The following is a 23,155-nucleotide window of genomic DNA, read 5'->3' as shown; positions in this document are numbered from 1 at the left end:
CAGCCACTTCGTCCATGCTCGCCAGCAAATAAAAGGGCCGCAACGGCGGTGAAGCCATTGCAGCCCTTTGGAACATCACCAACCGCGCTGTTGAGGGCTTGGGGGACAAGCGGCCGGCACGATGTTCCTGGTCCACCAGCTGCATGGGTCGCTTGCCATTCCGGTGAACTGAGAAGGAAGATGGGAGCCAAATGCGGCGAGAAAAGCACCTGTCACGCCGTTGTGAATTGGAGACGCCAAGCGCGGCGCAGTTGCTGCGCCGCTGCGAAGCTGTCATTCAAGAAGGCTAGACATTGCAGCGCATGCAGCACGATTCCGCAGGGCAGGCTCAATCCGGGGCCTGCAAGATGAAAGAGCAAGAATGAGCACGATCAGCCCACCCCGCCTCGACAAGCAATCCTTTACCGATCCGGAAAAGGCTTGGGACTATCTGGCTGAGCTCTATCATCGCAACACGGCCTTTATCCGCGGGCACCTCGAGGCTCTGGCAAAGGGTGTCGTTCCCGCTGGGCGGGTACGCGCGTGCTATCCTCAGGTGGAAGTCCGCTCTACCAGCTATTCGCGCCACGAAAGCACCCTGCCCTATGGCTTTCTTCATACGCCGGGCCTTTACCGGACGACCGTGACGGCGCCGGACCTGTTCCGCACCTATTTCCAGGAGCAGTTCACCGTCATCCTGCGTAATCACGGCGGAACGATCGACATCGGCGAGTCGGATACGCCGATTCCGCTGCATTTCGCCGTGCGCCCCAATGAGCGCATCGATGGCGAGGCGCTCAACGCCCTCAATGTGCCGCTGCGCGACGTTTTCGATGCGCCAGACCTCGGCAATACCGACGACGAGATCGCCAATGGCACCTTTGTGCCGCCCAAGGGCGGTCCCTACCCGCTATCGGCCTTCACCGCGCCGCGCGTGGACTATTCGCTGTTCCGGCTCAGCCACTATACCGGCACCGATGCCAAGCACTTCCAGAACTTCGTCATCTTCACCAACTACGCCTTCTACATCGACGAGTTCTGCCGCATCGCCAAGCAGTATATGAGCGAGGGGCATGAGCACTACGAGAGCTTCATCGAGCCAGGAAACGTGGTGACGGACAACATGCTGCGCGGCGGCACGGTGGCCGGAACGGCGCCGGTGCGCGCGCCGCAGATGCCGGCCTATCACCTGACCGCAAGCCGCGGCCGCGGCATCACCATGGTCAATATCGGCGTCGGCCCGGCCAATGCCAAAACCATCACCGACCATATAGCGGTGCTCCGCCCCCATGCCTGGATCATGCTCGGTCACTGCGCCGGCCTGCGAAACTCGCAGGAACTGGGCGACTATGTGCTTGCCCATGCCTATGTCCGCGAAGACCACGTGCTCGACGCCGACCTGCCGCTCTCCGTGCCGATCCCGGCGCTGGCCGAAATCCAGGTGGCCCTGGAGCAGGCGGTGCACGAGGTGACTGAGACCGAGGGCGTCGAAACCAAGAAGATCATGCGCACCGGCACCGTTGCTTCGTTCGACAACCGCAACTGGGAACTGCGCGACCAGACCGAGATCACGCGACAGCTGAGCCAGTCGCGCGCCGTGGCGCTGGACATGGAATCGGCCACCATCGCCGCCAACGGCTTCCGCTTCCGGGTCCCCTACGGCACGCTCCTCTGCGTCTCGGACAAGCCGCTGCATGGCGAGCTGAAACTGCCGGGCATGGCCTCGGATTTCTACCGCACCCAGGTCAATCGCCACCTGCAGATCGGGCTGCGCGCCATGGAAATCCTGCGCGACCAGCCGGCAGAGCGGCTCCATTCGCGCAAGCTCCGCAGTTTTGCCGAGACGGCGTTCCAGTAGCGCCGTTGTGCTGGCCGGTTAAAGGCTCGCCAGCACCCCGGGCACGAGCAGCGGGACGTCCTCGCTGATGAGGCCGGGACCGCCGAAGCGGTTGGCCGCTTCGGCGTGAAGCCACACGGCGGCGCAGGCGGCCTCCCAGCCGCCCATGCCCTGCGCCACGAGGCCCGCGACCATGCCGGCAAGGACGTCGCCGGAGCCGGCCGTACCCAGCCAGGCGGGAGCATTGGCGTTGATGGCGGCGCGGCCATAGGGGCTGGCGATCACGGTGTCGCTGCCTTTGAGGATGACGATGGCGCCGGAGCGCTGCGCGGCAATCAGCGCCCGCTCGACCTTGCCCCCGTCGACGGTGCCAAACAGCCGCTCGAACTCGCCCTCGTGCGGCGTCATCACCACCGGGCGCGAACCTGCCCTGATGGCACTGAACAAGCGGGGGGCGTCATCGCTGAAGCTGGTCAGTGCGTCGGCATCGAGCACCACGGCTGACCCGCAGTCCAGCGCGGCCAGGACGTTCTCGGCCGTTGCATCGCCCCTGCCCGCCGCGGGACCGATCACCACAGCGTTGATGCGTTTGTCGCCAAGGAGGTCCCGCAGGGCTGCCGCGTCGGGTGCCGGCTTCAGCATCACCGCCGTGACGTGATTGGCATGCACCATCAGTGCCGCTTCCGATCCGGTTAGCGACACGAGGCCGGCCCCGATGCGAAAGGCACCCATCGCCGCCAGCCGCGCAGCACCTGTCTGCAGCGGCGGCCCTGACACAACAACAACATGGCCTCGGTCGAACTTGTTACCCTGGCGGTTCGTCTCTGGAATGCTCCAGAGGCTGGGGGTATTGTGCCAAGTCCAGGCTCTCACCGTCGTGAGCACGGCTTCGGGAATGCCTATATCGGCCAGCACTACCTCGCCGCAGTGCCCCCGACCGGGTTCAAGGAAGTGCCCCGGCTTGTGGCGGAAGAAGGTCACCGTCATCTCCGCCACCATGGCCGTTCCCCGCACGGCTCCCGTGGCGCCATCGACGCCGCTCGGTACGTCCACACTTACAACGGGTCGTGTGCTGCCGTTGACGGCGTCAATGATTGCCTTGAACGGGCCTTCGACATCGCGATCGAGACCCGCGCCCAAGAGAGCATCGACGATCAGGTCGGCGTCTTCGATATCCTCGTCCGTCGGTGCAGCGACGCGGCCGGTCCAGAGATCGGCCATTGCTGCTGCGTCGCCCTTGAGGTCGCTTCTCTCGCCCATCAGCCGCAGTTGAACCGGCCAGCCCTTCTGCTTGAGCAGCCGGGCTACCACGAAGCCATCTCCGCCATTGTTACCGGGGCCGCAAAGCACCAGCACCGAGCGCTGGTAGTAGCGCTCGATGATTGCCTCGGTGACGGCCTTGCCGGCCGCTTCCATCAGCGTCAGCGAGCTGATCCCGGCCTGAACGGCAAGCCGGTCTGCCTCGGCCATCTGGGCGGGCGTAAGGAGGACTTCCGGTGATGTAGGCATTGATCTTCCTAGGAGCGAAACAGAGATCTGCTGACAAAAAAGCCGCCCATTGCTGGGCGGCTCATGTTTAGCGCACAAGCACCTTAGTGGTGGTGCTCTTCGGGAACCTCGTCCTCGTCGGCCTGGATCAGCTTGGCGAGTTCTTCGCGGCTCATCTTGGTCTCGGTGATGTCGCCCTTGTCGGCGATGAAGTCGACGACCTTGTTTTCGAAGACCGGGGCCCGGAGGCCGGCAAGGGCCTGCGGGTTCTTGCGGTAGTAGTCGTAGACCTGCTGTTCCTGCCCGGGGAAGCGGCGCACTTCGGCGATCAGCGCCTGCTGGTGCTCTTCCTCGGTGACGTTCACTTCGTTCTGGTTGCCGATTTCGGCAACGACCAGACCGAGGCGCACGCGGCGCTCGGCGATCTTGCGGTACTGCTCGCGTGCGGCCTCTTCGGTCGTGCCTTCGTCTTCAAAGGACCGGCCATGGCTCTGCACTTCGTGCTCGACGCGCTGCCAGATCGTGTTGAATTCGGCTTCGACCAGCTCGGACGGAACGTCGAACTTGTGGCCCTCGTCGAGTGCGTCGAGGATCTGGCGCTTCATGTGCTGGCGGCTCATGGAGGCAAGCGCATTTTCCATCTGCGTCTTCACCGCACCGCGCAGGGCTTCGACGTCGTCGAGGCCGAGGCGCTTGGCGAAGTCGTCGTCCAGATCGCCCTGGTTGGGGCCATCGACATGGAGGATGGTGACTTCGAACTTGGCAGCCTTACCGGCCAGTTCGCTGCTCTGGTAGTCTTCGGGGAACGTGACGTCGATCTCGCGCGTCTCGCCCTTCTTCATGCCGATGAGCTGCTCTTCGAAGCCCGGGATGAATTCCTTCGAGCCGACCGTCAGGTGGGCATGGTCGGAGGTGCCGCCGTCAAAGGGCTTGCCGTCGATCTTGCCGACAAACGACAGACCCAGGCGGTCGCCATTCTCGACTACGGCGTCATCACCCTTATCGGTATAGCCACGGTTCTGGGCAAAGACGCGGTTCACTTCGGCCGTGACTTCCTCGTCGGTGATGTCGATCACCGGCTTGGTGATCTTGATGCCATCGAGGTTCATCAGCGACACGGGCGGCAGCACTTCGTACTCGACGTCGAAGGCGAGATCGGCATTGCCGTCGAGCACGTTGTTGATGACGGCCTGATCCTGCGGCAGATCAACCTTGGGCTGGGCTGCAGCGCGTTCCTTGCGCTCGTCGAGCGTGCTCGAGACCGTCGAGTTGATCGCATCGGTCATCACTTCGGACATGGCCGAGCGACCATAGACCTTCTTGAGATGCGCCAGCGGCACCTTGCCGGGACGGAAGCCCTTGATGTTGGCCTGGCCCTTGAGCTCTTCGAGCTTGGCATTGAGGCGCGAATTGAGGTCGGTTGCCGGAATGGTGACGCTCAGCTTGCGCTTGAGGCCTTCATTGAGGGTCTCAGTAACCTGCATTGGGTTTGTCCCGTAATCGTTGTTCTCGAAGGGCCAGATCCTAGATGGTGCGGGTGAGAGGACTCGAACCTCCACGCCTTGCGGCGCTGGAACCTAAATCCAGTGCGTCTACCAATTCCGCCACACCCGCAAAAGGACCCGTTGGCCGGGTTGCGGATGCATCTATATGAAGATGGAATGGGCGTCAAAGCCTAGCTTGGGGTTTTACGGTGCGGCCGTTCGGGCACCGTCTGCCGCCTTAAGTAGCACTCTGGCGCAGGATTGGCGTCACACCGCCCCTAGCGTTGCACAAAGATTGTGCAATCTGTCTACAATTTAGCTGCCTACGCTTTCGCCCGTTCGCTTCCACAAATCTATCAGGAGGCGAAAACCTTACAATATCAAGGCTCTATGGCCGCTCCAAAGGTCTGGCACGACCCGTGCATACGAATGGGCGGTACCGAAAGGGCAAGTGGAGGCTCTCACATGAAAAAGATCGAGGCTATCGTAAAGCCGTTCAAGCTGGACGAAGTCAAAGAGGCACTCCAGGAAGTGGGCCTGCAGGGCATCACCGTTACCGAGGCCAAGGGCTTCGGCCGGCAGAAGGGCCATACCGAGCTTTATCGCGGGGCCGAATATGTCGTGGACTTCCTGCCCAAGGTGAAGGTGGAAGTCGTGTGCCCTGACGAACTGGCGGAAAAGGCCATCGAAGCCATCCGCAACGCGGCCCAGACCGGCCGCATCGGTGACGGCAAGATCTTTGTCTACTCGATCGAGCAGGCAATCCGCATCCGTACCGGAGAATTCGGCGACGACGCGCTCTAGGGCCTGCCCGGCGCGACCAGCCGCAATAACATCAACCGCATTTCCGAATTTTAGGGGAAGACCTAATGACGACCGGAGCCGACCTCCTCAAGCGCATCAAGGACGAGAACATCAAGTATGTGGACCTGCGCTTCACCGATCCGCGCGGCAAGCTGCAGCACCTGACGCTCGACGTTTCGATCGTCGACGAGGACCTGTTTGAAGAAGGCACGATGTTCGACGGCTCCTCGATTGGTGGCTGGAAGGCCATCAACGAGTCCGACATGGTGCTGATGCCCGACCCGAACTCGTCCTACATGGACCCCTTCTTCGGCGCCTCGACGCTGGTCGTGAACTGCGACATTCTTGAGCCGCTGACCTACCAGCCCTATTCGCGCGACCCGCGCACTACGGCCAAGAAGGCCGAAGCCTTCCTCAAGGCCTCCGGCATCGGCGACACCGTCGTGTTCGGCGCAGAGCCCGAATTCTTCATGTTCGACGACGTGCGCTACTCGGCCACGCCCTACAAGGTGGGCTTTGAAGTCGATCATCCGGAACTGCCCACCAACAACGACACTGCCTATGAGGCTGGCAATAACGGCCACCACATCGGCATGAAGAAGGGCTACTTCCCCGTGCCGCCGCTCGACAGCGCACAGGACATCCGCGGCGAGATGCTCCAGGCCATGGCCGACATGGGCGTTGTGGTCGAAAAGCACCACCACGAAGTGGCGTCCGCCCAGCACGAACTCGGCATCAAGTTTGCGCCGATGATCAAGGCTGCCGACGACGTGCAGATCTACAAGTACGTCATCCACCAGGTCGCCAATGCCTATGGCAAGACTGTGACCTTCATGCCCAAGCCCATCTTCGGCGACAACGGTTCGGGCATGCACTGCCACCAGTCGATCTGGAAGGACGGCAAGCCGCTGTTCGCCGGCGACCAGTATGCTGGCCTCTCGATGGAAGCCCTCTACTACATCGGCGGCATCATCAAGCACGCCAAGGCCATCAACGCCTTCACCAACCCGACCACCAACTCCTACAAGCGCCTGGTGCCCGGCTTCGAGGCCCCTGTGCTGCTGGCCTATTCGGCCCGCAACCGTTCGGCTTCCTGCCGCATCCCGTTCGGCCAGTCGCCGAAGTCCAAGCGCGTCGAGATCCGCTTCCCCGATCCGCTGGCCAACCCCTACCTGGCCTTCTCGGCCATGCTGATGGCCGGCATCGACGGTATCAAGAACAAGATCCACCCTGGCGATCCGATGGACAAGGATCTCTACGAACTGCCGCGCCAGGAACTGATGCAGATCCCCCATGTCTGCGGTTCCCTGCGTGAAGCCCTGCAGGCGCTTGAAGCCGACCACGAGTTCCTTCTGGCCGGTGGCGTCTTCGACAAGGACCAGATCGACAGCTATATCGAGCTCAAGATGACCGAAGTCATCAAGTTCGAGCAAACGCCGCATCCGGTGGAATACGAAATGTACTACTCGGCCTAAGCCGAGATGTAGAGACGAGAAAAGGGCTCCTTCGGGAGCCCTTTTTATTAGCCGGCGCTGGCGGTGAGCCGCTGTTCCAGTTCATCGAGCGGATAGTGCTGGATGAACTCTATGGCGAAGCCGACCTCCAGCCGGCGCACCACCCGGCCGACCATGCTGCCGAGCGCGAGCGGCGTGCCCTTGCCGGGCAGGATCGCGGCCGAGATCGCGGCACCGGATTGCGAAATGTCGATGACGAAGCATGGCATGCGCGTGCCGTCGGCGAGGGTCAGCACGCTGCGCGGGTGGCGCGGCAGGAGCCGGGGAAACTCGCGCTTGTCGGGTACCTGGCTGTTGGCATTCTGCTTCTTCCAGCGGATCTTGGCGGCAAGCTTGGTCCGCTCCTGCTCATCGAGCTTGATGTCGACCACAAAGCCCGTCGGCAGTTCGCGCGCCACCTTGGTGCGCAGGATGCCGAAGTCCTTGAAGTGGGCGACGACTGTCTCGCTGTGACTGGCAAGTATCGGCGCGATGATCACCGCCTGCTGCGGCGATATCGAACAGAGACGGCAGGCATAGACCTGCAGCGCCTCGTCGGCGGTACTCCGCCGGTTTGAGATGGAATAGCATCCTGTCAGCGCGCCGACGAACCGGACATTGCTGTCCGGCCCGCGGCGTGCGCCGGCACTGGCAGTTGATGAATAAAGCAAGTTGCGTCCCCCACATTGCTCGGCGGGGATTATCAGACGCCAATCATGAATACTTCATCTACTTTCCGAATGCCGCATCTACTTGTTTGCGTTCGCGAAATCGCTAGCAGCGCAAGAAAAGCGCAGAGGCGTTTCATTCTTGCTCCGCAGCCATGGCGGCAAAATGCGGCTCGGGACCTTTCACTTCCTTGAGGCGTTTGTTTTCGATCAAGAAGAAGCGACTGCCCAATCCACGCACGAAACTGCGGTCGTGCGACACGAGAATGGACGTGGCGCCGTGCGCGAGGATCTCATCCTCCAGCCGCTCCTGGCCGGCGATGTCCACGTGGTTGGTCGGTTCGTCGAGCAGGTAAAAGTTCGGGTTCTGGAGCCTGATGGCCAAGAGTCCCAGACGCGCGCGCTGGCCAAAGGAGAGTTCGGCGATGGGCCGGTCCTGCTTTTCCAGCGGAAACCCCGCGGCCGCGAGCAAGCTCTTGGAGCGCTGGTCACCCTCGTCAAAGCGGCTGGTGATAAAGCCTAGCGGCGACTCCCTGGCCGGCAGGAAGCTCATGGCCTGGTCGATATAGCCCGCTGTTACCTGCGGACTGACGCGGATGCCAGGATAGTCCTGCCCCTGCATGGCGCGGTGCACCAGACCGATGAACTGCGACTTGCCCGTGCCGTTGCGGCCGAGAATGACCAGACGATCCCCTTGGAAGACGTGCAGCTTGTCAACCCGGAACAGCTTGTCGCCGGCCGGGCTGGTGACCTCCACATCTTCGAGCGCCAGCATGACCTTGGCCTGGGCGCCGCTATTGCCGAGCCTGATCTCCCCGCTGCGCTCCTTGTGCACCGAGAGCACGGCGGTTTCGATCTTGGCCGCTCGGTCGCGCAGGTATTTCGACTTCACCACCAGCAGGTCACTACCGGAATTGATGCCGATATTGGTAAGCTTGGCGGCCTGTTTCCGCAGGCGGCTGACCTCCTTGAGGTCGCGCTCACGCTTGGCCTCCGCCGCCTCGTCCAGTTCGGCCAGAGCAATGCGCGCCTTGCTATAGGGTAAGGGGAAGTAGTGGCTCGCGTCAGGCCGCAGGAACAGCGTGCGGTTGGTGGTCGCGTCGAGGAACTGCCGATCGTGGCTGGCGATCACGACCGGGATGTTGCGGGCCGCCTCGTTGATCCATTTCTCCAGCTGGAACAGCTTGCCAAGGTCGAGGTGATTGGTCGGCTCGTCCAGCAGCAGCGCGTCTGGCTGCAATACCCAGCAGCGGGCAATCAGCGCGATGCGCTGCCAGCCGCCACTGAGTTCGGTCAGCCTGCGGTTACGCATCTGCTGCGGGGTCTCGAACTCGTCGAGCACAATGTCCACCCGCCAACTGTCGGTATCACGCTCCAGCGGCGGCAAGGCTTCCAGCACGGCCTCATAGAGAGTGAGGTTCATGCTGGCTTCGGGCATGTCCTGCTCGACATAGCCGACGGTCAAGCCACGGGAGCGGGTGATGTCGCCCGTCGTCAGGTCGCCCTGCCCGGCCATGGCGCGCAACAGCGTGGTCTTGCCGCGGCCGTTGCCCGCGACGAGGCCGACGCGGTCACCGTCGCCGATCACGAAGTTCAGATTGGAAAAGAGAGTATCGGTGGCCACAAGGCCGGCATTGCGGAGGCTGATCGAGCCCATTGCATATTCTCACTGGTGCGGCGCACAGGCGCCAGATGTCCTTGATCGGCGGTCACGAACCGCCACGAAGGGCAAACCAGAAGAAGAGACAGCGAAAGGTGCGTGCCAGGTTCCGGTCAGCCCTGCAGCGAAAGCCACAGGGCAAAGACGGGGCCACGGGAGCGGTGCGGGTACAAAACAGCCATCGGCGCCCTCCCTTGTTGGTGTGCTGGCGTGAAGTGGATTTACCTGCGTCGAGCGCGGAAATCAAGCTGACGCCTACAGCAGGTAGAACATCGCCGCCACAAGGGCGACGACCCCGTAGCGCGGGGCGGTGAGCTTGGCCAACCGGTACGCAAGACCAGATCCGGCATGCGGCCAAACACCGAAGACGAGTGAGCCGGCGGGGACCGGATACGCAGAACTAGGATCCCGATCGGCTCGCATACGGCAACTCCAGACAAAAACCGTATGGGACGGTTCTAGCAGCAGCCCGTTTAAAAAAGTGCTTTCAAGAGGCAAACAGATCGTAAACCTGCCGCCCGATCTTGGGACGAGTTTGTACCGGACCTGCTCAGCGTGACCGTTGCGCCGGACGCAATTCCATCCGGTCTACGATGCGCCCCGAGCAAAAATTGTAGTCCAGCAGGTAAACGACGCCGTCGCGCGTGGCGCGGACCTGGACATGCTTGTCATTGGGCACGTTGAGCGAAATGTCGGTATAGCCGCGTGCCGCGATGTCCTCGCGGATCTGGTAGTCGGTCAGGCAGGTGATGCGCTCAGGATAGAAATCGCTTTCCTCGTCCCCGAAGAACACCCCGAAGCCCGGAGCCTGCGCCTGTGCGGGTAAGGCGATGCCCAGCCCCATCAGCAGGGCGGTCATGGCTATTGTTGCTTTGATAGACATTGCTTGCTCCATGTCGCGCCCTCTCGATCGCACCATCGGGGTGCAGGGTTGAACATGCGCGGAATCCGCCATTCATGTTCCGTTCATGTGTGGAAACTCCGGCTTCATGTGCCGGTTCCCTGCCCGGAACCCGTAACCGAAAGGATATGCTACAACGCGAAATCGCCCGATTCGGGCCAAGACGGAACCTGAATGTCCAACGCAGAAGACCTTTTCGGCGGCGCCGAGCCGCAGCGCGTCGCCCCCAAGCCGGCCAAGCCTGAGCCAAAGGTCGCGAGTGCTCCTGGCTCCTATTCGGCTGCCGACATCGAAGTGCTCGAAGGGCTCGAGCCAGTTCGCCGCCGGCCGGGCATGTATATCGGCGGCACCGATGCCAATGCGCTGCACCATCTCTTCGCCGAAGTCATCGACAACTCCATGGACGAGGCCATCGCTGGCCACGCGACGCGGATCGAGGTTCATCTGGGCGCCGATGGCTTTCTGACCGTCTCCGACAATGGCCGCGGCATTCCCGTCGAGAACCACCCCAAGTTTCCCGGCCGCTCGACGCTGGAAATCGTTCACACCGTTCTCCATGCCGGCGGCAAGTTCGACTCCAAAGCCTACGAGACCTCCGGCGGTCTCCACGGCGTCGGCGTGTCGGTGGTCAACGCGCTTTCCGACAGCCTGGTGGTGGAAGTGGCGCGCGAGCAGCAGCTGCATCGCCTGAGCTTCTCGCGCGGCAAGCCATTGGGCCCGATCGAGCCGCTGGGTCGCGTGCAGAACCGGCGCGGCACCACCACCCGATTCCACCCTGACCCGCAGATATTCGGCGAGACGGCGCATTTCTCGTCGGCCCGCCTCTACCGGATGACGCGCGCCAAGGCGTATCTCTTTGCCGGCGTCGAGCTGCGCTGGAGTTGCGACGAGTCGCTGGTGACCGAAGACGCACCGGCCAAGGCCGTCTTCCACTATCCCAACGGGCTCAAGGATTTCATGACCGCCCGCATCGAGGGCGAAACCCGCATCGTGGAAGAGCTGTTCCATGGCAGCCACGGCAAGCCGGGTACCCACGGCGCTGTGGAGTGGGCCATTGCCTGGACCCTGGGTGACGGTGGGGTCTCGTCCTACTGCAATACCGTGCCTACGCCCGACGGCGGAACGCACGAGAACGGCATGCGCAGCGCGCTTCTGCGCGGCCTCAAGAACTATGCCGAGCTGACCAAGAACAAGAACGGCGCGATCCTGACGGCAGACGACGTCTTTGCCCATTGCAGCGCCATGCTCTCGGTCTTCGTGCGCGAGCCCGAATTCGTCGGGCAAACCAAGGACAAGCTCGCCTCCGGCGAAGCCACGCGCATCGTCGACAATGCCCTGCGCGACGCTTTCGATCATTGGTTGGGCTCCTCGCCCAACCAGGCCGGCAAGCTCCTGGATTGGGCCGTGGAGCGCGCCGAGGAGCGCCTGCGCCGCCGCAAGGAAAAAGAAATCGACCGGGCCAGCGCCACGCGCAAGCTCCGCCTGCCCGGCAAGCTCGCCGACTGCACGCAGACCGCATCGCAGGGCGCCGAACTCTTTATCGTGGAAGGCGACTCGGCCGGTGGCTCGGCCAAGCAGGCCCGCGACCGCAAGAGCCAGGCCGTGCTGCCATTGCGCGGCAAGATCCTCAACGTTGCCGGCGCCAGCCGCGAAAAACTTGCCTCCAGCCAGGCCATTGCTGACCTGATCCAGGCGCTGGGTTGCGGCACGCGCGATCGCTACAGCGAAGACGACCTGCGCTACGACAAGATCATCGTCATGACTGACGCCGACGTGGACGGCGCCCACATCGCCTCCTTGCTGATCACCTTCTTCTTCCAGGAAATGCCCAGGCTGATCGACAATGGGCACCTCTACCTGGCCCTGCCCCCGCTCTACCGCATCTCGCAAGGCGGCAAGACGCTTTATGCCCGTGACGACGCGCATCGCGCCGAACTCATGGCCACCGAGTTCACCGGCAAGGGCAAGGTCGAGACCACCCGCTTCAAGGGCCTCGGCGAGATGCCGTTTGCGCACCTGCGCGAAACGACCATGTCGCCGAAGTCCCGCACCCTGCTGCAGGTCAAGGTTCGCGACGATATCGAGGCAACCCGGATCAGCGTCGACCGGCTGATGGGCTCCAAGCCCGAGGCCCGTTTCGACTTCATCCAGGAGAACGCCGCCTTCGTGACCGATCTGGACGTTTGACCGTTCAGTCGCAGCGGCAGGCAGTGCTAATCCTAACACTGCCAAAAGCGTTGACAGTCTAGGGCTTTGCGCTATGGTCCGCGCCGCTGGAGCATTTCCTGCTTGACGGCTGGCTTCCAAAACACAGCCCGTCATGTCTGAAGCTGCTGCAGGGTCACCCCGCCGTATTCTGCACTGCCCGGTGGCCGCCAGTCGTGGACGCGTCACGTTCTATTTCCGCTCCACTGCTGAAGACCCGGCGCGCCGTCCGAATGTCTCGGACCGGATCGAAGCCCCGGTCGCTATCTGAGTGGAATGACCTGATTTGACTGATTTTGCCGCGCTTGGCCTGTCCACCAAAGTAACCGATGCCGTTACCTCCGCCGGCTATACGACGCCGACCGAGATCCAGGCGCAAGCCATACCGCATGTCCTCCAGAAGCAGGACGTGATCGGCATTGCGCAGACCGGCACGGGCAAGACTGCCAGCTTCGTGCTCCCCATGCTGCACCTCTTAGAAAACGGCCGCGCCCGGGCGCGCATGCCGCGCACGCTGATCCTCGAGCCGACGCGCGAACTGGCCGCCCAGGTCAGCGAGAACTTCGAAAAGTACGGCAAGAACCATCGCCTCACCATGGCGCTGATCATCGGCGGCGTGTCGTTCGAGGACCAGAACAAGAAGCTCGATCGCGGCGTCGATGTCCTGATCGCCACCCCGGGCCGCCTGCTCGACCAGATCGAGCGCGGCAAGATCATGCTCAACGGTGTCGAAATCCTCGTCATCGACGAAGCCGATCGCATGCTCGACATGGGCTTCATCGACGACATCGAAAAGATCGTCAATCGCCTGCCGCCGCGCCGCCAGACCATGCTGTTCTCGGCCACCATGGACGCGCAGATCGAAAAGCTGACCAAGAAGTTCCTCAAGGACCCTGTGCATGTGCAGGTGTCCCGTGCCGCCTCCACGGCCGACACGATCGACCAGAAGCTGGTCAAGGTCGGCTCCAAGCCTGAGGACAAGCGCGCAACCCTTCGCGACCTGATCCGTGGCGCCGAGGGCCTGACCAACGCCATCATCTTCTGCAACCGCAAGCGCGACGTGGCAACGCTTGCCCGCTCGCTGGAGCGGCACGGCTTTTCCGCTGGTGCTCTCCATGGCGATATGGACCAGAAGAGCCGCATGGAGACGCTGGACGCCTTCAAGGGCAATCGCCTGACGCTGCTCGTGGCAAGTGACGTGGCCGCACGCGGTCTCGACATCCCGGCCGTCAGCCACGTCTACAATTTCGACGTGCCTGTGCACGCCGAGGACTACGTCCATCGTATCGGCCGCACCGGCCGCGCAGGCCGGTCGGGCGTTGCCTATACGCTGGTCGGGCCAGCTGACAGCAAGCACCTAGATGCCATCCTCAAGCTCATCCAGAAGCCGATCGACTACCTGGAGACGGCAGGCAAGCCTCAGGCAGCAGCTGCCGACACCGAAGGCGAAGCCTCCGAACGTCCCGCCCGCCCTGCCCGCTCGCGCCGCGGCGGCCCCCGTACCCGTCCGGAAGCGACAGGCAGCGAGGAAGCAGCACCACGTTCACGCCGCCGGCAGCCTGAGGCGGAGCAGCCCCAAGCAGCGGCTGAAGCTCCTGAACAAGTCTCGCAGGAGCCGGCACCAAAGCCGAAGCGCTCGCGCAACGAGCGCCCCCGTGGCCAGACTCGCGCCGAGGCCGAGGCAGAAGCCGCTTCGACCAGCACCTCGCCCTTTGGCGATGACGGACCGATCCCCGCTTTCCTGCTGCGGCCAACCCGCCTGCCGTCCTGACCTGTATCGATACTGTTGTTCACGGGCAGCCCTGTTGCTCGTTTTCCTGTTGTTCAGTCCGGAATGGCAGTATTCATGATCAGGGCTCGGCGGTTGTTTGCGGCGGCCGGTCCTACCATGACGCTTGAGGGAACGCGGTGTCAGACCAGGAATTCAAACGGGCGCTAGGCTATGCCAATGCAGCCTTCGACCTCCTCAAGAGGAGCGGCATTCCGCCCTATCCGCAGTTCTATGAGCTGCTCTATACCTACGCCACGGGCGTCAACCCGACGCTGAACAACCGGATCAACGCCATCTTCCGCAGTGGCAGCGCGCCCTCGGCTAACATGGCCGAGGTGCTCTATAACGAGTTCCTCAAGTCCAATGTTACTGATCGCATGTCCAGCGTCTCGGAGCGCATGCATGCGCGGATCGAATCGGTGCACCAGGCGATCGATGCCGCCATGGCCGGAGCTAGCGCCTATTCCGGGACGCTTGATGCGGCAAGCAGCGAACTCGATCAGGATATCTCGGCCGGAGCGCTCAAGGCGCTGTCGGATCGCCTGCTGACCGAAACCCGCCTCATGCAGCAAACCAATGCGGCCCTTGAGGAGAAGCTGTCCGCCTCGCGTGACGATATCGCGGCCCTGCAGCGCGACCTCGATGACGTGCGGCGCGAGTCCATGCTCGATCCGCTCACCAAGATCGCCAATCGCAAGTGCTTCGATGAGGGGCTGGAAAAGGCGGTGGCGGATGCTGCGCGCTCGGGCGATCCGCTCTGCCTGATGATCATCGACATCGACAACTTCAAGAGCTTCAACGACACCTATGGGCACCAGACCGGCGACCAGGTGCTGCGGCTGGTCGCCATGACCCTCAAGTCAAACATCAAGGGCGAGGATCTGGCGGCGCGCTATGGCGGCGAGGAGTTCGTGGCCATCCTCCGCTCCACCGATCTGGAAGGGGCGATCATCGTCGCCGAGAACGTCCGCAAGGCCGTCCAGGCCAAGGAGCTGCTCAAGCGCTCGACCAACGAGAAGCTGGGCCGGATCACTGCGTCCTTCGGCATTTCCTCCCACCGGCCGGGTGACACGCCGGCTTCCATGGTCGAGCGCAGCGACCTTTGCCTCTATGCCGCCAAGCATGCTGGCCGCAACCGGGTCTTCAGCGAAGCCCAGCTCAACGCCCTGCAGTCGGCAGTCCCTGGCATCTCGGCCGCCTAATCTGCCGGCAGAAGCTCCACGCCCAGGCCCGCCAGCATCTCCCAATAGGCCGGATAGGTCTTGCCGGTGCAGGCCGGGTCGAGAATGGTGATGCTTTCGATCTTGAGCCCAGCCAGCGCAAAGCTCATGGCGATACGGTGGTCATGATAGGTCTCGATCCGGGCAGGCAGCGTCTGGCCAGCCAGCGACGGATCCGAGGCGACCAGGAGATCGTCGCCCTCTTCGGTCGCAAGACCCGGCCGAATGCGATTGAGCTCGTTGGCGACAGCCCGGATGCGGTCGGTTTCCTTAACGCGCAGATTGCTGATGCCGACGAAGCGCACCGGCTGGCTGTTGAACGCGGCCAGCACCGCAAGCGTCGGTACAGCATCCTGCATCTGCGAGCCATCGATCACCGCTGGCATGTTCGGGAACTGCGCGATCACCGCCTGCGCCGCGGCATCGGGCTGGGTAAAGGCATCGTCGGCAACGCCCAGGTCGATCCGGCCACCGGTCAAGGCAGCCGCGCCCCACAAATAGGTTGCCGCCGACGCGTCGGGCTCGACCAAGAGGTCCGCCGCGCGATAGCCCGTGGGCTGCACCAGCCAGCTCCCGTCGTCGAGCTGTTCGACAGAGGCGCCAAAGCTGCGCATGGCGGCCAGCGTCAGGTCGACATAGCCGCGTGCGCCGATGTCCTTGCCGGTCAAGGCGACGATGATCGGACCCGTGCCAAGCGGTGCCGCCATCAGCAGGGCCGATACATATTGGCTGGACAAGCCGGCATCGATCTCCACCCGCCCCGCGCCGAAGCTTCCGGTGCCACGAATGGTAACCGGCGGGCAACCGGTTGGCGAAGAGGCGTCGATACCGAGCGACTGCAGAGCCGCCACCAGCGGCCCAATGGGACGCACCCGCATCTCGGCATCGCCGTCGACAACGACCTCGCCTTCTACGGTCGCCACGGCAGCGGTGAGAAAGCGCGTTGCCGTCCCGGCATTGCCCAAAAAAAGCGGCCCTTCCGGAGCCTGCAGGCGGCCGCTGCCGGTGACCACGAAGCTTGTGGCATCGGGCTCCTCGATGGTCACACCCATCTGCCGCAGCGCGGCCGCCATCAGGGTCGTGTCCTTGCTCTTGAGCGCGCCCGTCAGCCGGCTCGTGCCCTCAGCCAGAGCGGCCAGAAGGAGAGCCCGATTGGTGATGGACTTGGACCCCGGCGGCGAAACGCGGCCGATCAGCGGACGGTTAGGGGGAACGATCGTGAGGGCGGCGGGAAGCGGGTTCAGCATGATGCCGGATCAATGCATCAGGGCCCGGCCGTTCGCAACAGCCTTGTTGCGGGCTTGAGCCTCAGGCGGAAGCCCGAGCGTCGGCGATGGCCTTGAGATCGGCGGCCTTGAGTGTGACGCTCTCGCCGCAGCCGCATTCGCCCGTCTGATTGGGGTTCTTGAAGGTAAAGCCCGAGCTCATCTTGGCAGTCTCGAAGTCCATCACAGTGCCCAACAGGTACATGGTCGCCTTGGGATCGATCCAGACGTTGACGCCCTTGTCGGTGACATGGTCATCGCCCTTGATGGGCTCCTCAAGGTAATCCATCGTGTAGGCGACGCCGGCGCAGCCCGAGTTCTTGATGCCGATGCGGAGGCCAATCACCGGCCGCTCGGAATCCTCGATGATCTCGTTGATGCGCTCGGCAGCGGCATCGGTCAGCGACATGATCTTGAAGGCCATGATCCGGTCCTTTATCGGCGTTTCACGATATATAGAATGAAACCTCCGGGATTACCACCAGTTCAAGGCGACTTGAGCTTCTTCGCTCATGCGGCTCGCGTCCCAGGGCGGATCGAACACCATGTTCACCGTCACGTCCTGGATGCCTTCGACGCCGCGTGCGGCATTCTCCACCCAACCCGGCATTTCCCCTGCCACCGGGCAGCCAGGCGCCGTCAGGGTCATGTCGATGGTGAGCTTGCGATCATCGTCGAGATCGACCTTGTAGATCAGGCCCAGTTCATAGATGTCGACCGGGATTTCCGGATCATAGACGGTCTTGAGCGCGCCGATCAGGTCAGTGGTGATCCGCTCGACTTCTGCCTCCGGTAGCGCCGCACCCACATTGGGGGTGATGCGCGGTTCGGGAATGGTCGGCGCCGGGGCGATCTTGGATTCGTCGATTTCGATATCGTCTGTCATGGCAGTCCTCGCTTACGCGAAAAATTTCTGGGCGCACTCGATGCCGTCCACCAGCGCATCGACATCATCCTTGCCGTTATATAGGGCGAAGGAGGCGCGGCAGGTAGAGGTGACGCCGAAACGTTTGAGCAGCGGCATGGCGCAATGGGTACCTGCCCGGACGGCGATGCCATAGCGGTCCAGAATCGTGGCCACATCATGGGCATGGGCACCAGCGACTTCGAACGAGAAGATGCCGCCCTTGCCCGGCGCGGTGCCGATAAGCCGCAGCGAATTGATGCGCTGTAGCCGCTCCTGGGCATATTCGGCCACTTCGTGCTCATGAGCAGCAATGGCCTCGCGGCCGAGTGCACTCATATAGCCCAGTGCCGCTCCCAGCCCGATCGCCTGCACGATGGGCGGCGTTCCCGCCTCGAAACGGTGCGGCGGCTCGTTGTAGGTGACCTCGTCCATTGAGACGATGTCGATCATCTCGCCACCACCCTGGTAGGGTTGCATCTCGGCCAGAAGGTCGAACTTGCCGTAAAGGACGCCGATGCCGGTCGGTCCATAGAGCTTGTGCCCGGTCATAACATAGAAGTCGGCGTCCAGCGCCTGCACGTCGACCTTGACATGGACAGCGCCCTGCGACCCATCGATCAGCACCGGAATACCGCGCGCATGGGCGATCTCGATGATCTGCCGGATCGGCGTCACCGTTCCCAGCACATTGCTCATATGGGTAACCGCAACCATACGGGTGCGATCGGTTAGCGCAGCTTCGAAGGCGTCGAGATCGAAGCTGCCGTCGTCACGCACATCCACCCATTTGAGCACCGCCCCTTTGCGCTCCCGGTGAAAATGCCAGGGCACGATGTTGGAGTGGTGCTCCATGATGGAGAGGACGATCTCGTCGCCCTCGCCGAGCCGGGGACCGGCAAAGCTCTGCGCCACGAGGTTGATCGCCTCGGTTGCCGACTTGGTGAAGACGATCTCCTCGCGCCGCGCGGCGTTGAGGAAGGTCTGCGCCGCCGTCCGCCCGCCCTCATAGGCCTCGGTTGCCCGGTTGGCGAGCGTATGAAGCCCGCGATGCACATTGGCGTATTCATGCCGGAAGGCGTGGTCCATCCGATCCAGCACCTGCACCGGCTTTTGCGCCGACGCACCGCTATCAAGGAACACCAGCCGCTTGCCGTGAATTTGCTCCGAGAGGATCGGAAAATCGGCACGGACTGTTTCGAGGTCGTAGGTCATGGAACACATTTCCGGGCGCGAACGCCTGATATTTCACCGCGTCATTCCCGCGCAGGCGGGAATCCACCTTGGTCGGGCACGGCATCTGAAGAATGGATCCCCGCCTGCGCGGGGATGACGCCGTGGGAGGTTGGGACAGCTTGGGCCGTCCCGACCCATCACTTCCCCAGCAGCCACCTGTCGATCACGCCATGGAGAACCTCAGCCACGGCCTCGTCCTCGATTGGGTCGACAAGCTCTTCGAGGAAGCCGCGCACCAGCATGGTCTCGGCTTCCGCCTGGGGGATGCCGCGGCTCATCAGGTAGAACAGCGAATCCTCGTCGAGCTTGCCGCAGGTGGAGCCATGGCCACAGACGACGTCGTCGGCATAGATTTCCAGCTCGGGCTTGGAGAGGATTTCCGCCTCGTCCGACAGCATCAGCCCCTGATGCATGAACTTGGCATCGGTCTTCTGCGCGTCGCGTGCGACGACGAGCTTGCCCTGGACCACTGACTTGCCACGACCGCGGGCGATCGACTTGAACAGCGGCTGTGAACTGGTCTGCGGCACCGCGTGGCGCGCATCCATGGTGATGTCGGCGTGCTGTCCGTCCGATACGAGGTTCAGGCCGGTGATGTCGCCATGCGCGCCAGCGCCTTGATAGTGCGGGAACAGATGGGTACGCGCCAGCCCTGCCCCGGCATGGACCACCAGCGTGCGCAGCTGCCCGCCGGCGCCGACATGATACTCATTGGTGGCGAAGTGGGAGGCGGCTCGAGCCGACAGATCCACCGTCACATGGGTCAGCTGGGCACCTTCACCCAGCGTTACCAGGGTGGCATGGTTGCCGACATGGGCGGCGTCCGAGCTCGAGAAGGTCTCGACCACGGTAGCGGAAGCGCCATCGGCAACGAAAATCTTGATGGCGTCGGCAACGTGACCCGCCTCGCCCTCGCTGCGATGGGCGATCTGGATGACCTGATCCACCGACGCACCGATGGTCAGCGACAGCGCCTCGCGCACCAGGCTGTTGTTAAGCTGCACCAGCACATCGTCACGCGTGGTCAGCACTCCGCCCTGGACGGTGCCGATGTTGACGCCCTCCGGAGCATCGCCCTGGCGGGCAGCAACGCCGTTGACCAGGGTGATGTTGAAGGCGTCGTCAATCGCCAGCGAGGGAACGTCGCCCTCGGCCGCTTCGCGCGCCAGCGGCGGCACAGACTTCAGCAGCAGCTTGAGGTCGGTATAGTGATAGGCTTCGACACGACGTGTCGGCAGGCCGGCAACGGTGATGCGCTCGGCTGTGGCATCGGCGCCAACGCCTTTAAGCTGCTCGATCAGTGCGTTTTCGGCCGCACCCAGCCTCACGGGGACAGGAAAGGACATGGCTCAGGCCGCCGCGCCGTCGAAGTCGGCATAGCCCTTGGCTTCAAGCTGCAGCGCCAGACTCTTGTCGCCGCTCTCCACGATCCGGCCGTCGCTGAACACATGCACCACGTCGGGTACGATGTGGTTGAGCAGGCGCTGATAGTGGGTGATCACCAGCATGGAGCGATTGTCGGCCCGCAGCGCATTCACGCCCTTGGACACGACCTGGAGCGCGTCGATGTCGAGGCCCGAGTCGGTCTCGTCCAGCACGCAGAGCGAGGGCTTGAGCAGCGCCATCTGCATGATCTCGGCACGCTTCTTTTCGCCGCCCGAGAAGCCCACATTGAGCGGGCGCTTGAGCATGTCCGTGTCGACCTGCAGCTGGGCACCGGCCTCCTTGACCACACGCATGAATTCGGGGGTCGTCATCTCGGCCTCGCCCCGCGCCTTGCGCTGCGCGTTCATCGCCGCCTTGAGGAAGGTCATAGTGGCGACGCCCGGGATTTCGATCGGGTACTGGAAGGCAAGGAACACACCGGCGGCGGCGCGCTCGGACGGGTCCATTTCGAGGATGCTTTCGCCGTTGAGCAGGATCTCCCCCTCGGTGACCTCGTAGTCTTCCTTGCCGGCCAGCACATAGCTCAGCGTCGACTTGCCCGAACCGTTGCGGCCCATGATGGCATGCACTTCACCGGCAGGAATGGTGAGGTTCACGCCTTTGAGGATTTCACGCTCTTCGATACGGGCGTGGAGGTTACGGATTTCAAGGATCGGGGTGGTCATGTCATGGTCTCCAATTCGGGGGATCGGCTGGCAGCGCCTTAGGCGCCTGGCTCGCCGTCCCAATAATCTTCAATGTGGCGCTCGGGGTGACGGCTGATGTGCCGGAACTTTGCGCCGTTTCCGCCTGGCACGCTGGACACCAAAAACTTGCCCGAGTCAGGGTACTCGCAAACTTCTATGGGTGATTGGTTCGAGATGGCGACCATCTTCAACTGGACGCTGCCAGTGTTGATGATCTGATGCGCGGTTTCAGGGCCTCCTGCTGGCGCAACAAGCACATCGCCAGCCTTGAAGGCATGACGCTCGTTGCCGAACCGATAGGTGCCCTCCCCTTCTATGACGACGAACATCTCGTCTTCAACGTGATGGCTATGGAATGGTGCGCCGCTGCGGCCTGGCTCCACGACCGTATAGGTGAAACCGATGGACTTTAGGCCCGCCACCGTACCAATCCTATGCGCGTCGGCCGAGCCAAAGTGCGTGCCGCGCTCGCTCTGTTCGAGCGGTTGCTCGGAAAGTCGAACCACCGGAATGATGCCGTCACTCATCCCACGCTGCCTTCCAGCGAGATGGAGATCAGCTTCTGCGTTTCAACCATGAACTCCATGGGCAGGTGCTGCAAGACATCGCGGACGAAGCCGTTGACGATCAGTGCCACCGCTTCCTCTTCGTTGAGGCCGCGCTGCTGGCAGTAGAACATCTGGTCGTCCGAGATCTTGGACGTGGTGGCCTCGTGCTCGAAGATCGCCGTGCCATTGCGGCTCTCGATGTAAGGCACCGTATGAGCGCCGCACTTGTCACCGATCAGCAGCGAGTCGCACTGGGTGAAGTTGCGGGCGTTCTTGGCCTTGGCATGGGCCGAGACCTGGCCGCGATAGGTGTTGTCCGAGAAGCCGGCGGCGATGCCCTTGGCGATGATGCGGCTGGACGTATTCTTGCCCAGGTGGATCATCTTGGTGCCGGAGTCGACCTGCTGGTAGCCGTTGGAAATGGCGATCGAGTAGAACTCGCCGCGCGAGCCGTCGCCGCGCAGGATGCAGCTGGGATACTTCCAGGTAATGGCCGATCCGGTCTCAACCTGGGTCCAGGATATTTTCGAATTGGCGCCACGGCAGTCGCCGCGCTTGGTGACGAAGTTATAGATGCCGCCCTTGCCGTCCTTGTCGCCAGGATACCAGTTCTGGACGGTGGAATACTTGATCTCGGCATTGTCGAGCGCCACCAGTTCCACCACGGCGGCATGGAGCTGGGCTTCGTCGCGCATGGGCGCGGTGCAGCCTTCAAGGTAGCTCACATAGGAGTCGGCTTCGGCGATGATCAGCGTGCGCTCGAACTGGCCGGTCTTCTTCTCGTTGATGCGGAAATAGGTCGAGAGCTCCATCGGGCAGCGCACGCCCTTGGGGATGTAGACGAACGACCCGTCGGTGAAGACGGCCGAGTTCAGCGTCGCATAATAGTTGTCGGAAACCGGCACCACCGAGGCGAGGTATTTCTGCACCAGCTCGGGGTGTTCGCGAATGGCTTCCGAGATCGAGCAGAAAATGATGCCGTGCTTGGCCAGTTCCGCCCGGAACGTGGTGACCACCGATACGGAGTCGAACACAGCATCCACGGCGACATTGCTGCCGAACGGCGTGCCCTGCGGTTCACCGGCGCCTTCCACGCCGGCAAGGATCGCCTGCTCCTTGAGCGGAATGCCGAGCTTCTCATAGGTGCGCAGCAGTTCCGGATCGACTTCGTCGAGGCTCTTGGGCGCCGGTGTCGATTTGGGCGCGGCGTAGTAGTACATGTCCTGCAGGTCGATCTGCGGATAGTGCACCTTGGCCCAGGTCGGCTCGGTCATGGTCAGGAAGCGCCGATAGGCTTCCAGCCGCCATTCAAGCATCCATTCCGGCTCGTTTTTCTTGGCCGAAATGAAGCGGACCGTATCCTCGCTCAGCCCCTTGGGGGCCTTTTCGGATTCGATCTCGGTCTCGAAACCGTACTTGTACTTGTCGACATCGAGCGAGCGCACCGAGTCCACGGTGGCGCGATCGATGTTTTCCTTGAGCGTCGGGATATCGGCGTAATCCGCCATATTAGCTTCTCCTTGTAACCCTTCGGCGATTCAAGGTCGCCGCGAGCATCTG

19 protein-coding genes and 1 tRNA gene are annotated in these 23,155 nt (G+C 62.8%); 6 read left to right on the top strand and 14 right to left on the bottom strand.

Going from position 1 to position 23,155, the window contains the following annotated elements; translation table 11 throughout:
* The first annotated feature begins 361 nt into the window (after positions 1-361).
* A complete protein-coding gene (locus VIL88_RS11975) occupies positions 362-1,837 on the top strand; it encodes an AMP nucleosidase (protein ID WP_331989095.1) in 1,476 nt (491 codons plus the stop codon).
* An 18-nt stretch (positions 1,838-1,855) separates the two neighbouring features.
* Here VIL88_RS11975 and VIL88_RS11970 read toward each other — a convergent pair whose 3' ends face one another.
* The 3 genes from VIL88_RS11970 to VIL88_RS11960 all read right to left on the bottom strand — a co-directional run bounded on the left by VIL88_RS11970 (position 1,856) and on the right by VIL88_RS11960 (position 4,918).
* Positions 1,856-3,325, bottom strand: a complete 1,470-nt coding sequence (locus tag VIL88_RS11970) for an NAD(P)H-hydrate epimerase (protein ID WP_331989093.1) — start codon at positions 3,323-3,325, stop codon at positions 1,856-1,858.
* 83 nt (positions 3,326-3,408) lie between these two features.
* Positions 3,409-4,788, bottom strand: a complete 1,380-nt coding sequence (gene tig, locus VIL88_RS11965; RefSeq protein WP_331989091.1) for a trigger factor — start codon at positions 4,786-4,788, stop codon at positions 3,409-3,411.
* Between the two features lie 45 nt (positions 4,789-4,833).
* A tRNA-Leu gene (locus tag VIL88_RS11960) sits at positions 4,834-4,918 on the bottom strand.
* A gap of 335 nt (positions 4,919-5,253) precedes the next feature.
* Here VIL88_RS11960 and VIL88_RS11955 point away from each other — a divergent pair.
* Together VIL88_RS11955 and glnA are read left to right on the top strand one after the other, a co-directional pair.
* Entirely contained in the window at positions 5,254-5,592 is a 339-nt protein-coding gene (locus VIL88_RS11955) for a P-II family nitrogen regulator (protein ID WP_035079039.1), read from the top strand.
* 65 nt (positions 5,593-5,657) lie between these two features.
* Positions 5,658-7,067 (top strand): type I glutamate--ammonia ligase, encoded by a 1,410-nt coding sequence (gene glnA / locus VIL88_RS11950; RefSeq protein ID WP_331989077.1) that lies wholly within the window; start codon positions 5,658-5,660, stop codon positions 7,065-7,067.
* Positions 7,068-7,114: 47 nt separating this feature from the next.
* On the opposite strand, the gene VIL88_RS11945 is transcribed toward glnA, so the two are convergent.
* The 3 genes from VIL88_RS11945 to VIL88_RS11935 form a co-directional block, all read right to left on the bottom strand.
* Positions 7,115-7,756 (bottom strand): PilZ domain-containing protein, encoded by a 642-nt coding sequence (locus VIL88_RS11945; RefSeq protein WP_331989075.1) that lies wholly within the window; start codon positions 7,754-7,756, stop codon positions 7,115-7,117.
* Between the two features lie 133 nt (positions 7,757-7,889).
* The gene (locus tag VIL88_RS11940; RefSeq protein ID WP_331989073.1) at positions 7,890-9,410 is read right to left on the bottom strand and encodes an ABC-F family ATP-binding cassette domain-containing protein; all 1,521 of its coding nucleotides are present in this window, start codon (positions 9,408-9,410) and stop codon (positions 7,890-7,892) included.
* A gap of 553 nt (positions 9,411-9,963) precedes the next feature.
* The gene (locus VIL88_RS11935) at positions 9,964-10,296 is read right to left on the bottom strand and encodes a hypothetical protein (RefSeq protein WP_331989071.1); all 333 of its coding nucleotides are present in this window, start codon (positions 10,294-10,296) and stop codon (positions 9,964-9,966) included.
* A gap of 192 nt (positions 10,297-10,488) precedes the next feature.
* On the opposite strand from VIL88_RS11935, the gene parE reads away from it, so the two are divergent.
* The 3 genes from parE (at position 10,489) to VIL88_RS11920 (ending at position 15,492) form a co-directional block, all read left to right on the top strand.
* Positions 10,489-12,501, top strand: coding sequence for a DNA topoisomerase IV subunit B (gene parE / locus VIL88_RS11930; protein ID WP_331989069.1), 2,013 nt, complete (start codon positions 10,489-10,491; stop codon positions 12,499-12,501).
* Between the two features lie 304 nt (positions 12,502-12,805).
* Entirely contained in the window at positions 12,806-14,290 is a 1,485-nt protein-coding gene (locus tag VIL88_RS11925; RefSeq protein ID WP_331989067.1) for a DEAD/DEAH box helicase, read from the top strand.
* Positions 14,291-14,427: 137 nt separating this feature from the next.
* Positions 14,428-15,492: a GGDEF domain-containing protein gene (locus VIL88_RS11920; protein WP_331989065.1), complete on the top strand. Its 1,065-nt coding sequence runs from the start codon at positions 14,428-14,430 to the stop codon at positions 15,490-15,492.
* On the opposite strand, the gene aroA is transcribed toward VIL88_RS11920, so the two are convergent.
* From aroA to sufB, 8 genes are all read right to left on the bottom strand, one after another.
* A complete protein-coding gene (gene aroA / locus VIL88_RS11915; protein ID WP_331989063.1) occupies positions 15,489-16,757 on the bottom strand; it encodes a 3-phosphoshikimate 1-carboxyvinyltransferase in 1,269 nt (422 codons plus the stop codon). The two genes, VIL88_RS11920 and aroA, sit on opposite strands and share 4 nt — an antisense overlap.
* A 61-nt stretch (positions 16,758-16,818) precedes the next feature.
* Entirely contained in the window at positions 16,819-17,199 is a 381-nt protein-coding gene (locus tag VIL88_RS11910; RefSeq protein ID WP_331989062.1) for an iron-sulfur cluster assembly accessory protein, read from the bottom strand.
* A 51-nt stretch (positions 17,200-17,250) separates the two neighbouring features.
* Positions 17,251-17,661, bottom strand: coding sequence for an SUF system Fe-S cluster assembly protein (locus VIL88_RS11905; protein WP_331989060.1), 411 nt, complete (start codon positions 17,659-17,661; stop codon positions 17,251-17,253).
* 12 nt (positions 17,662-17,673) lie between these two features.
* Positions 17,674-18,894: a cysteine desulfurase gene (locus VIL88_RS11900; protein ID WP_331989058.1), complete on the bottom strand. Its 1,221-nt coding sequence runs from the start codon at positions 18,892-18,894 to the stop codon at positions 17,674-17,676.
* A gap of 158 nt (positions 18,895-19,052) precedes the next feature.
* Positions 19,053-20,261 (bottom strand): Fe-S cluster assembly protein SufD, encoded by a 1,209-nt coding sequence (gene sufD / locus VIL88_RS11895; RefSeq protein ID WP_331989056.1) that lies wholly within the window; start codon positions 20,259-20,261, stop codon positions 19,053-19,055.
* Positions 20,262-20,264: 3 nt separating this feature from the next.
* Complete coding sequence (gene sufC, locus VIL88_RS11890; protein WP_331989332.1) at positions 20,265-21,014, bottom strand: Fe-S cluster assembly ATPase SufC; 750 nt, start codon at positions 21,012-21,014, stop codon at positions 20,265-20,267.
* Positions 21,015-21,064: 50 nt separating this feature from the next.
* Positions 21,065-21,574 carry a cupin domain-containing protein gene (locus VIL88_RS11885; RefSeq protein WP_331989054.1) on the bottom strand — a complete coding sequence of 170 codons (510 nt, stop codon included), beginning with the start codon at positions 21,572-21,574 and terminating at the stop codon, positions 21,065-21,067.
* The gene (gene sufB, locus VIL88_RS11880; protein ID WP_331989052.1) at positions 21,571-23,103 is read right to left on the bottom strand and encodes a Fe-S cluster assembly protein SufB; all 1,533 of its coding nucleotides are present in this window, start codon (positions 23,101-23,103) and stop codon (positions 21,571-21,573) included. The genes VIL88_RS11885 and sufB overlap by 4 nt, the downstream gene beginning before the upstream one ends.
* Positions 23,104-23,155 lie beyond the last annotated feature (52 nt).

Source organism: Devosia sp., assembly GCF_036563435.1.
Lineage (GTDB): Bacteria > Pseudomonadota > Alphaproteobacteria > Rhizobiales > Devosiaceae > Devosia.
This window is presented reverse-complemented; position numbering and strand designations above follow the sequence as displayed.

Coding starts and splice junctions, on each gene's coding strand:
- sufB (WP_331989052.1), bottom strand. CDS start 23,103: ATGGCGGATTACGCCGATATCCCGACGCTCAAGGAAAACATCGATCGC.
- sufD (WP_331989056.1), bottom strand. CDS start 20,261: ATGTCCTTTCCTGTCCCCGTGAGGCTGGGTGCGGCCGAAAACGCACTG.
- tig (WP_331989091.1), bottom strand. CDS start 4,788: ATGCAGGTTACTGAGACCCTCAATGAAGGCCTCAAGCGCAAGCTGAGC.
- glnA (WP_331989077.1), top strand. CDS start 5,658: ATGACGACCGGAGCCGACCTCCTCAAGCGCATCAAGGACGAGAACATC.
- VIL88_RS11955 (WP_035079039.1), top strand. CDS start 5,254: ATGAAAAAGATCGAGGCTATCGTAAAGCCGTTCAAGCTGGACGAAGTC.
- VIL88_RS11910 (WP_331989062.1), bottom strand. CDS start 17,199: ATGGCCTTCAAGATCATGTCGCTGACCGATGCCGCTGCCGAGCGCATC.
- VIL88_RS11935 (WP_331989071.1), bottom strand. CDS start 10,296: ATGTCTATCAAAGCAACAATAGCCATGACCGCCCTGCTGATGGGGCTG.
- VIL88_RS11970 (WP_331989093.1), bottom strand. CDS start 3,325: ATGCCTACATCACCGGAAGTCCTCCTTACGCCCGCCCAGATGGCCGAG.
- VIL88_RS11940 (WP_331989073.1), bottom strand. CDS start 9,410: ATGGGCTCGATCAGCCTCCGCAATGCCGGCCTTGTGGCCACCGATACT.
- VIL88_RS11975 (WP_331989095.1), top strand. CDS start 362: ATGAGCACGATCAGCCCACCCCGCCTCGACAAGCAATCCTTTACCGAT.
- aroA (WP_331989063.1), bottom strand. CDS start 16,757: ATGCTGAACCCGCTTCCCGCCGCCCTCACGATCGTTCCCCCTAACCGT.
- VIL88_RS11885 (WP_331989054.1), bottom strand. CDS start 21,574: ATGAGTGACGGCATCATTCCGGTGGTTCGACTTTCCGAGCAACCGCTC.
- VIL88_RS11900 (WP_331989058.1), bottom strand. CDS start 18,894: ATGACCTACGACCTCGAAACAGTCCGTGCCGATTTTCCGATCCTCTCG.
- VIL88_RS11905 (WP_331989060.1), bottom strand. CDS start 17,661: ATGACAGACGATATCGAAATCGACGAATCCAAGATCGCCCCGGCGCCG.
- parE (WP_331989069.1), top strand. CDS start 10,489: ATGTCCAACGCAGAAGACCTTTTCGGCGGCGCCGAGCCGCAGCGCGTC.